6 protein-coding genes are annotated in these 11,018 nt (G+C 39.2%); 2 read left to right on the forward strand and 4 right to left on the reverse strand.

Going from position 1 to position 11,018, the window contains the following annotated elements:
* The first annotated feature begins 230 nt into the window (after positions 1 to 230).
* Together ACM0OP_RS09770 and ACM0OP_RS09775 are read left to right on the forward strand one after the other, a co-directional pair.
* A complete protein-coding gene (locus ACM0OP_RS09770; protein ID WP_414528210.1) occupies positions 231 to 719 on the forward strand; it encodes an Hsp20/alpha crystallin family protein in 489 nt (162 codons plus the stop codon).
* A gap of 202 nt (positions 720 to 921) precedes the next feature.
* The gene (locus tag ACM0OP_RS09775; protein ID WP_414528211.1) at positions 922 to 4,218 is read left to right on the forward strand and encodes a diguanylate cyclase domain-containing protein; all 3,297 of its coding nucleotides are present in this window, start codon (positions 922 to 924) and stop codon (positions 4,216 to 4,218) included.
* A gap of 8 nt (positions 4,219 to 4,226) precedes the next feature.
* Here the strand turns inward: ACM0OP_RS09775 and ACM0OP_RS09780 are convergent, their stop codons facing one another.
* The 4 genes from ACM0OP_RS09780 to ACM0OP_RS09795 form a co-directional block, all read right to left on the reverse strand.
* The gene (locus ACM0OP_RS09780) at positions 4,227 to 5,801 is read right to left on the reverse strand and encodes a hydantoinase B/oxoprolinase family protein (protein WP_414528212.1); all 1,575 of its coding nucleotides are present in this window, start codon (positions 5,799 to 5,801) and stop codon (positions 4,227 to 4,229) included.
* A gap of 50 nt (positions 5,802 to 5,851) precedes the next feature.
* Complete coding sequence (locus ACM0OP_RS09785; RefSeq protein WP_414528213.1) at positions 5,852 to 6,625, reverse strand: putative hydro-lyase; 774 nt, start codon at positions 6,623 to 6,625, stop codon at positions 5,852 to 5,854.
* A 128-nt stretch (positions 6,626 to 6,753) separates the two neighbouring features.
* The gene (locus ACM0OP_RS09790) at positions 6,754 to 8,862 is read right to left on the reverse strand and encodes a hydantoinase/oxoprolinase family protein (RefSeq protein WP_414528219.1); all 2,109 of its coding nucleotides are present in this window, start codon (positions 8,860 to 8,862) and stop codon (positions 6,754 to 6,756) included.
* Between the two features lie 75 nt (positions 8,863 to 8,937).
* Entirely contained in the window at positions 8,938 to 10,797 is a 1,860-nt protein-coding gene (locus tag ACM0OP_RS09795) for an ABC transporter substrate-binding protein (RefSeq protein ID WP_414528214.1), read from the reverse strand.
* Positions 10,798 to 11,018 lie beyond the last annotated feature (221 nt).

Genomic DNA, 11,018 nt, shown 5'->3' on the forward strand with positions numbered 1-11,018 from the left:
GCCAATTTTTGACTCCTTCTTGAGAGAGATTCATCTGATTAGTATCATGCAACCTGAGCCAGATGGAAACAGACATTAAGATTTTTAAGCTAAGTCTATCAGCCTGAGAGTATTTTCTAGATTCTAGTTTCTGAAGGTATTATTTACCGTATTTTGCGCTTTATTGTGGCTGTTTGCCCCCGGAGTTGCATTATTTCACAAACCTCATTAATTAATTGGAGATAAAAATCATGGTATTAAGTCGTTGGGAACCTTTTAGAGAAATAGAAACCATCCAACGCCAGATGAATCGCCTACTTGAGCAAATAACACCTACTAGTGAAACTGGCGATATCATCGGTGATAGACTCACATTTGTACCCCCAGCAGAACTAGAAGAAACCTCCGATCATATCAAACTGCGGATGGAAATTCCCGGTATTGATCCCCAAGACTTAGATGTAAAAGTTGCCGCAGACACAGTTTCTGTCAGTGGTGAGCGTAAATCGGAAATTAAGGAACAAGAAAGAAGAGGGATGCGCCGTTCTGAATTTCGCTATGGCAGATTTCAAAGAATAATTCCCCTACCATGTCGGATTCAAAACGATCAAGTCCAAGCTGATTTTAATAATGGTCTTTTATGCCTCACCATGCCTAAAGCCGAAGAAGAAAAAACCAGAGTTGTCACTGTTCAGTTACCAGGACAACAGCAAGAACAGCAAATTTCTCCTCAAGCTTAGGGAATGGGGAATCGGGAATGTCAATAGGGAGTGGTGACCAGGCAAGCCCTGTTTACCGCTCCATTTTTTGTTGTAAAGTTGTAATTAAATAGTAAAGTTTAGCTTGCCTTTCCATAATATTTGGGTTATTCATACTTATATAATTATAAAATAATTATATAAATAATTTCGCAATTGTTAAGGTAAATAAATTACATTGTTAATGATGTTCAATCGCTTACCTGGTGGTCAAGTTAACTTTCAGTCAATCATGTCTCAACTGCGGATGCTATCTGTGGGAATTTACCCATCATCTCAATTGAACGAAATCCTCAAAATGATTGTCGAGGAAGCGAGAAATACCGTAGCAAGCGATCGCATGATTATCTATCGTATTTTACCAGATGGTGATGGCATAGTAGAAGCAGAATCTGTCCCTCCTCAATGGACACCCATTCAAGGACAATTAATTTATGACTCTTGTTTTCAAACCAAATGGCTCCAGAAATATCTAGCTGGACAGTTGAGTATTATTAATAATATTGATACTCATCCCATTGATCCCTGTTTCCAAGAATTATTCACCAAATTTAAGGTTAAAGCTAACTTAGTAGTACCTATTTTACTGAATAATCCGAAAAGTAACGATAATTCCGTTTCACCTTCTCATCTATGGGGTTTGCTAATTACTCAACAGTGCAGTAGTCCCCGCGAATGGAGTTCCTTAGAAATTGAGTTTTTGCAACTTTTAGCTAGAGAAATTGCTAAGGCTATCCAGCAACTCAAACAACATCGAACAATTGCCCAAAGCCAGAAACAACTGCATCAACAAGTCATAAACTTGCCAATTTCTCCGAACCAAAAAATAGACTTAACCCAAAATCATCAACATATTCTCACAGCCACACCAGTATTATTAAATAATATCTCAGTTGCCGATTTAATGGCATTTGACCGATTACAAACACCCATTTGGATTTATGATATTGAAAATTGGCAAATGTGGTGGGGTAACAAAGCATCTGTGCATATATGGAATGCAGCCAACCAAGAGGAATTACTTAATAGAGATTTTAGTGATGTTTCACAAGCTACCCAAATTCGCCTCAAAAGTTATCTGAATCAATTTCATCAAGGCAAAACCATCAAGGAAAACTGGACATTTTATCCCCAAGGGAAACCTGTGGCGATGTGCTGTCTACTTTCGGGAGTGCAAATTGAAAATGGGCGCATGGCCATGCTAGTAGAAGCCACACCCCAACTGCGTCATGATATCGCTCCAGAAACTCTCAGAGGTATACAAGCACTGCATCACACCACCTTGATGATTTCTCTCTACACAATGGATGGTGTCCCCTTGATGCAAAACGCGGCCGCCCTGAATTGTTATGGAGACACCCAGCAACCCCACAGTGATAGGGATAACGTTTTTGTGCGCCATTTTGTGGATCAGAATGTCGGAGAACAGGCGATCGCCGCCATGAATTTAAATGAAATTTTTAGTGTAGAAACCCAAGTTTGTACAACCCAAGGAATACGCTGGCATAGTATAGATATCCGTTGCACCCTCGACCCGATCACAGGCAAATCTCTACTCCTAGTCAATGAAAAAGATATTACCAAACAAAAAGTAGCCCTAGAAGAACAACAGCGTGCAGAAGAGGAATTGCGCTGGCAAGAAGCCTTATTACGTGCCATGACTGATACTTCTTTGCTAGCATTTTTCGTTGTCGATAATCGTACCGACGAAATTCTCTATTTTAATCACCGCTTCTGTGAAATTTGGGGCATTAAACATTTAGAAACCCAAATGCGATTAGGAGCAATTAATAACAATGATGTTATCCTTAATTGTCTGAAATTAATAGTTGATTTGCCAGCATTTACTAAAACCTGTAAATCATTACAATCCTTAGAAAATCGTGCCATTATTGAGGAGCATATTCCACTTGTAGATGGGCGAACAATTCGTCTTTTTTCTAACCAAATTCGTGGTCATCAAGACCGCTATTGGGGGCGACTGTATATTTTTGAAGATATCAGCCAACGCATCCAAGCAGAAATCGCCATTCGAGAAAGTGAAGAACGCTATCGCTCCGTGATTACAGCCATGACAGAAGGGATTATCGTACATCAAGCCGATGGTACTATCACCGCCTGTAACCACAGTGCTGAAATGATTTTAGGGTTAACAACTGAGCAAATTATCGGGCGCACTGCCATCGATCCCCGATGGCGCAGCATTCATGAAGATGGTAGCCCTTTTCCCAGTGAAACCCACCCCACCATTGTCACCTTACGCACAGGCCAGCCCCAAAATAACGTGATCATGGGAGTACATAAACCTGATGGGACTCTGATATGGATGTCCATTAATTCCCAACCATTATTTAAACCCAATCAATCAACACCCTATGCAGTATTAGCATCATTTACAGATATCACCATTCGCAAACAAGCTCAACAAGCACTGCAACAGCAAGTAGAAAGGGAACGGATGATTTATGCGATCGCCCAAAAAATCCGCGATTCTTTAGACTTAGATAAAATCTTAAACACCACCGTAGCCGAAGTCCGCGACTTTTTGCAAACAGATCAAGTCATCATCTACCGTTTTAAATCAGATTGGAGTGGTGTAATTATCACAGAGTCTGTATCCCCCGAATATAAACCAATATTAAGTATGGAAATTACAGACACTTACCTTGTTGAAACCCAAGAAGGGTCATATCAACAAGGTAGGATTAAAGTCACTCCCGATATTTACACAATGGCATTTAGTGATTGTTATTTAAAGTTATTAGAAAAATGCCAAGTCAGAGCCAAATTAGTTGTACCAATAATGCAAAGTTATAACCTTTGGGGGTTATTAATTGCTCATCATTGCAGCGCCCCACGCCAGTGGCAAACTTGGGAAAGTTCACTACTAGAACAATTAGCAATTCAGATTGGTATTGCCATTCAGCAATCGGAAATTCATCAACAATTACAAATTGCCAACCAGAAACTAGAAAACTTAGCAATGATCGATCAATTAACTCAGATTCCTAACCGCCGTAGCTTTGATCAAAAACTAGATTCTCTATGGCAAGAACATCTCACAAAACAAGATTTTATATCACTAATTTTATGCGACATTGACTATTTTAAACAATATAATGACACCTATGGTCATGCCGCCGGAGATGATTGTTTGCGTCTGGTTGCTCAAGTATTGCAACAAAGTGTTAAACGTAGTAGCGATTTAGCCGCCCGTTATGGCGGTGAAGAATTTGCCATCATCTTAGCCAAGACTGACACTCATGGCGCTGTGAAAATTGCCCAAGAAATTCATCAAGCCATTCAAAATCTCAAAATTCCCCACACTGCATCAGCTGTCCTGGAATATGTCACCCTTAGTGTAGGAATCGCTACATTCATCCCTACACCTGATATGCTTCCTTTAGATTTGATTTCCGTAGCCGATGCAGCCCTTTATCAAGCCAAAAGCCAGGGACGTAATTGTTATTTCCTTGCTTAAATTTCCCCCTATTCTTTTCCAAAACCGCCACCACCAGGGGTTTCAATCACAAACACATCCCCAGGTTCCATCTCCACAGTGGCCGTACTATTTAAATCCTCCACCGTACCATCATGACGTTGTATCCAATTCCGTCCGACTTTTCCCGGTTTCCCACCATCTAACCCCAAAGGAGGAACCAAACGATGGCTAGAGAGAATATTGGCTGTCATCGGTTCTAAAAATTGGATACGGCGAACTACCCCATTACCACCGCAATATTTACCCTCACCACCGCTATCAGCACGCAAACTAAAACTTTCTACTAATACAGGATAACGGGTTTCTAAAACCTCTGGGTCAGTCAAGCGAGAATTAGTCATGTGGGTATGCACTCCATCAGTACCATGAAAATTAACACCTGCACCAGAGCCACCGCAGATAGTTTCATAATATTGATAACGCTGATTGCCAAAGGTAAAATTATTCATGGTTCCCTGAGAACCAGCCATCACACCCAACGCAGCATATAAAGCATCGACAATGGTTTGGGAAGTTTCCACATTACCAGCTACAACTGCGGCCGGGTAGATTGGGTTAAGCATACAGCCCACCGGTACAATAATTTCTAAAGGGTTAAGACAGCCAGCATTCAGAGGAATATTATCATCCACTAAAGTCCGAAACACATATAAAACTGCTGCTTGAGTGACTGCTTTGGGAGCATTAAAGTTACTATTTAGCTGTGAAGATGTGCCAGTAAAATCAATAATGGCGCTGCGATTTTCTTTGTTAATGATAACATTAACTTGAATAGTTGCACCGTTATCCATTGCATAACTAAACGCCCCATCTTTAAGAAGATTGATAGCACGTCTGACTGACTCTTCGGCATTATCTTGGACAAATTGCATATAAGCTTGCACTGTCTCAATACCGTATTGAGCTACCATTTTTGTTAATTCTTGGACTCCTCTGGTATTAGCGGCAATTTGAGCTTTAAAATCGGCCAGATTTTGGTCAGGGTTTCGCGCCGGATAGCGATGATTTAACAGTAATTCTCTTACTTCATTTTCTTGAAAGTTTCCCTGATTTACTAACAGGAAATTATCAAATAGAATGCCTTCTTCTTCTACTGTGGTACTGTGGGGAGGCATGGAACCAGGGGTAATACCACCGATATCGGCTTGGTGTCCACGAGAAGCGACGTAGAAGAGGGGAGTGGGGAGTGGGGAGTGGGGAGTAGGGGATGAATTATTTTCTAGGAACACCGGGGTAATGGCGGTGACATCTGGAAGGTGAGTTCCGCCGTTATAGGGATTATTGGATAGATATACGTTTCCGGGTTTAATTGTGTCGCCTTTATCGTTAATTAAGCTGCGGACACTTTCACTCATTGAGCCTAAATGTACGGGAATATGGGGGGCGTTGGCTACTAATAAGCCGGAGGTGTCAAAGATGGCGCAGGAAAAATCGAGGCGTTCTTTGATGTTTACTGATGTGGCTGTGTTTTGCAGCACTATTCCCATTTGTTCGGCGATGAATTGATAGAGGTTTTTGAAGATTTCTAGGCGGACGGGATCGGGTTGGTTTGTAGTGTACATGGTTGTTTTTTTTAACGCAAAGGTACGCGGAAAGTGGGGATTTTCTATTCTTAAAATGTTAGTGATTCATCCTGTAGGTCACTAATGAACATATATCCGGGTGAGTGGGTGATTGCTAGTTCGGGTTTGGCTCTGAGAATTGCAGTTTGTGTGGTGACTCCACAAGCCCAAAAAACGGGGATTTCATTATCTTTAATTGTGACAGCATCTCCGTAATCAGGTTTGCCTAAGTCTTTAATTCCTATGGTTTCGGGATTGCCAATATGAATAGGAGAACCATGTGCTTTATAATATCGGCTAGTTACTTCTACAGCTCGCACAATTTGATTAGCTGGAAGGGGACGCATGGAAACTACTAAAGGGCTAGAAAATTTCTGGGTGGGAATACATTCAATGTTGGTTTGATACATGGGGACGTTTTTTTTCTCTTCTATATGTCGAACTGATAAACCAGCATTTAGCATGGCGTTTTCAAATGAAAATGAACAACCAATGAGAAACCCCACTAAATCATTTCTCCAATATGAACGGATATCTGTTGTTTCTGTAATTAGTTCCCCATGATGAAAAATTTTGTAGCGGGGTAAGTCGGTTCTAATATCAGCACCAGGAGCGATGAGTTTAGTTTCAAAGTCTCCCACTTCTGTGACATCAAGTATGGGACAAGGTTTGGGATTCCTTTGACAAAAAAGTAAAAATTCAAAGGCTAAAGAGTATGGTAAGACTACTAAGTTTGCTTGCACAAATCCCAATGCTAATCCAGGTGTGGGTGTATCTAATTTACCTTGGCGACAAAGCTGGCGGAATGATGCAGAATTAGACATTTATTATTTCCTCACAGTATTTATTTTTTGGTATCGTTGCAGTTGTTTATAGCAATTCCCATTCAAATGAGGGAAAAGCAGTGATAATTAAATGCAGATGGACGCAGATAATTGTGTACTTTCTTCGACTAGGAAATGCTATGTCTACGTTGTAAAATTAAATGATTGCGTTCTGTTAATCTAGCTTGCCAATCGGGTTCTACAACAATTGTGCTAATTTTTTCGACGATGATGGCAGAACCTGGAATTATATCTTCTGGTTGTAAGTCTTCTCTCTGATAAACTGGTGCATGATGCCATTGATTGGCGCTGAACATTTTTACGGTTTCTACAGGTTGGGGTGGTTGATTTAAGGGGCGGGTACGTTTAATTAAGGGTTCTTCTGGTGTATCCATTTCCTGAATTATTTCTACTGAGGCTGATTCGATAATTAAGGTTTTTTCTGGTTGAATGAAGCCGTAGCGTGTTTGATGTTCTGTTTCAAATTCTTGGCGCATGATTGCTATTTCTGAGGCAAAGTTTATATTTAAGGTGGAGTTAGTACCTGCATATTTTAAGTTAAGTTTTTGCACTATTGACTCTGCACCATTTACACCTTCTGAGGTGAGTTCGTTTCGAGATTGGGTTTCTAATGTGTTCATTAGTTGCTGTAATTGGGGAATTAATTCTGGAGTTAAGGGTTGTTCAACTCCGGCTTCTCTCATTGACCTAATATCAGCTAATCCCATTCCGTAGGCGGATAAAACCCCGGCGTAAGGATGCAAAAATATGGTTTTCATGCCTAATGTATCGGCTATTAAACAAGCTACTTGCGCCCCCGCACCACCAAAGCAACAAAGGGTATATTGACTCACGTCATAACCTCTTTGCAAACTAATTTTTTTAATGGCGTTGGCCATGTTTTCTACTGCTATGGCGAGAAATCCGGCTGCTACTTGTTCGGGTGTACGTTGATTTTTTGTAACTTGGGCAATTTCTTGGGCTAATTCGCTAAATTTGTGCAGAACAATTTGTTTATCTAAGGGCAAATTTCCCTCAATTCCAAAGACTGCGGGGAAGTATTGGGGGTGAATTTTACCTAACATGACATTGGCATCTGTTACTGTTAATTTACCACCACGACGGTAACAAGCTGGCCCAGGATTTGACCCTGCTGATTCTGGTCCGACTCGGTAACTGGAACCATCAAAAAAGAGTATGGAACCACCACCTGCTGCTATGGTATTTATTGCTAATACGGGAACTCGCATTCTCGCGCCGGCAATTTCGGAGTCTAGTTGACGTTCATATTCTCCTTTAAAGTGGGCAACATCTGTACTGGTTCCCCCCATGTCAAAGGTAATTACTAATTCAAATCCGGCTCTTTTACTAGTTTGCACTGCACCGACTATTCCCCCCGCAGGACCACTTAATATACTATCTTTTCCTTGAAATTGTGAGGCTGCTACTAATCCGCCGTCGGATTTCATAAACATTAATTTGACTTGGGGTAATTGGTTGGCTACTTGGTTGACGTAACGCCGCAAAATTGGGGTTAAATAGGCATCGACTACGGTTGTATCGCCTCGACTAACTATTTTCATTAAGGGGCTAACTTGATGGGATACGGATATCTGGGTAAAGCCGATTTCTGCGGCTATTTGGGCTACTTGTTTTTCGTGTTGGGGGTAGCGATCGCTATGCATGAAAACTATGGCACAACTGCGAATACCTGTGTGGTAAACTGTGGCTAAATCCTGTTTTACTTGAGCAATATTTACAGGTTCTAATTCTTCCCCTTGGGCGTTATAACGTTCATCTACTTCTATGACTTGCTCATATAACATTGTGGGTAATATAATATGACGAGCAAAGATATCAGGACGATTTTGATAGCCAATTCTTAAGGCATCTTTAAACCCTTTGGTAATAAGAAGTGCTACGCGATCGCCCGTTCTTTCTAAAAGGGCGTTTGTAGCAACTGTTGTCCCCATTTTCACTACTTCTATGGCTGTAGTAGGGATGGTTTCCTGACTGGATAAACTTATAATATCCCTAATACCTTGGATGGCTGCATCTTGATATTGTTCGGGATTTTCAGATAGCAGTTTATAAACTATTACCCATTGTTGGTTGGGTATGGGAACTATTAAGAATCTTTGGGGATGTTGGGCTAGTTGAGTAATAATTTGCTCATCATCGGTGACAGCAACTATATCTGTGAATGTACCGCCTCTGTCTGCAAAAAATTTCAGCATCATTTATTTCCTGAATGTTGTAAACTTACCATAGCAAGGGTATTAAGAATGTTTCTACTTCATCTGTAGAATCTTTTAACTACATCTGTGAACTATTAAATTCCATTGCCATTTTTGCTGTTGTGCATTCCATTGGACACCGACTATTTCTGTGGGTGGCTGGATGCGATCGCCATTGGCATGAAATGCTATAATTCCTGTAACTCCCTGGACTTGTTGACGCTGTTCTTTGAAATATTGATTGCTATGTACTAATAAAGAGTGACTATCTTCTATAGGATATCTTTCTAAAATTCTCATAATTATTAATACAGAATCAAAAGCCGTCGCACTGCGCCAAGTTAAATTTTCCTCGCCCCATAATTGAGTCCCTATTTGACAAAACTGCTGGGAAATATTATTGTCACTATGACAACCATTTTCGTGGCTTTGCCAATGCCAAGGAATACAAGCAATAATTTGGCATTTATCAGGATTAATTAAATTATATTGCTGTCGTTCGTGTAGCCAATATAAAATATTTTCTTGGTAAAAAGTAGCTGAACCTGCTATTAGACATTGATTGAGATTTAAGCGACTAATTAACCCAGCATTATCTAAAGAATTAGGCTCTAAACCACCATCAGGAATCACAATAATGATATCTACATCATTGGCTGCGAGATTTTCTAAATAACTTTGAATTTGATAATAGTTTTCACTAATATAGCCACATTCTGCCAAAAATAGAAACTGTTCTGGATATTTGCTTAACTCTGATTGGAAACTCTTTTTATAAGAACGGCTATAACTACTATTTTGATTATATATAATTGCGACTTTTTTTACACCTTTTACCGCAAATGTGGCTTGCAAATAACTAGCTAAACCTAAAGCATTGATATTGTCTTGAGTAGTCAGTCGAAAAAAAGATAAACTTTCACCAGGAGATATGTGAGAAAGTTGATTAGATGTACTACTAGAATTGACTAAAACCAACCCCTGCTGAGAATAAAATTGTAGTGCTTTTTCCGTCATTTCGCTGGAGTAATGACCAACCACAGCGATTAAATTTAATTTAGAGGCTAAAGTGGCTAAAGTCTCTGCTGTTTGGTTGTATGGATTATATAAATTATTCGGGTCATTGACAATGAGAATTTTTAAGGCTATGGGACTATTTGTCTGATTGAGATTAAAAAATATCTCTGGTTTAATATCATCTAAATTTATTTCTTGATCTAAAGAAAGTTTATCAAAAATTGGTAAATTGACTTGTAATTGAATTTGGGCAATTCCTCGCAAAATTTCCGCAGCGATATGACCTTGATTGTGATGAAATGGTACAACCACAGCTACAGTATAAATTTTAATATTTCTAGATTTTAAAAGAGCTTGTTTATATTCAAGTAAACTGTTATTAATGTAAATTAAAATTTCAGGATTACCAATTTGATAGATTTCTCTTTCTTGCTTCCAAGACCAAATAAAACACTTTGCAGCTTGATAATATAGTCCTTGTTGATAAAATTTTGTGCCGGAGATTTGTAATTTGACAATTTCTTGGTGAGGTGGATATAAAAATACTTGTCTGCCAAAACTTCCTTGGAAGTTATCATTATTTAATTGGGGTGCTGGATTTAATTTATAGATATTATTTGGATCAAGTAAACAATTTAGAATTAATACCCAGTTTCCGGCAATGTTTTCTTGCTCAAGTTGCAATGCGGCTGCAATTTTGGGATAAATATATTTACTTAGTCTGTCTCTAATATTTTGCTCAGATAAATTCAATTTACTGGCGATTTCTTGCCGAGAATCACCTAAGAGAGATTGACAAATAATAATTTTATCAATGTGACTAAGTTGCTTTTTATAGTCACTTGATTCTAATTTTTCCCAAAATAGATCAATATCAATATTTAGGTGTTCTATAACTTGCTGAATATTGGGCAACATATCATTAAATTATCTATTTATGAACATCATACTCTGCATATCAAATCAGGTCATCTATATCTATAGAAAATTTTGCCTACGGATGTAGTTTGTAGTGTGAGGTTAGAAATAAATAAGATTTAACCGCAGATGGTAGAGGATGGACGCAGATAAATGCTGATAGGGTAACAGAAATGTTGAATCTCGTTACAAAACTTTACATATTCAGGTATAGTAGTTTT

Origin of the sequence: Nodularia chucula CCY0103, from assembly GCF_963923915.1 — a bacterium.
Taxonomy (GTDB): Bacteria; Cyanobacteriota; Cyanobacteriia; order Cyanobacteriales; family Nostocaceae; genus Nodularia; species Nodularia chucula.

Bases quoted from the DNA above. Each gene is read 5' to 3' on its own strand.
- ACM0OP_RS09770 (WP_414528210.1), top strand. From the start codon at position 231: ATGGTATTAAGTCGTTGGGAACCTTTTAGAGAAATAGAAACCATCCAA.
- ACM0OP_RS09775 (WP_414528211.1), top strand. From the start codon at position 922: ATGATGTTCAATCGCTTACCTGGTGGTCAAGTTAACTTTCAGTCAATC.
- ACM0OP_RS09780 (WP_414528212.1), bottom strand. From the start codon at position 5,801: ATGTACACTACAAACCAACCCGATCCCGTCCGCCTAGAAATCTTCAAA.
- ACM0OP_RS09785 (WP_414528213.1), bottom strand. From the start codon at position 6,625: ATGTCTAATTCTGCATCATTCCGCCAGCTTTGTCGCCAAGGTAAATTA.
- ACM0OP_RS09790 (WP_414528219.1), bottom strand. From the start codon at position 8,862: ATGCTGAAATTTTTTGCAGACAGAGGCGGTACATTCACAGATATAGTT.
- ACM0OP_RS09795 (WP_414528214.1), bottom strand. From the start codon at position 10,797: ATGTTGCCCAATATTCAGCAAGTTATAGAACACCTAAATATTGATATT.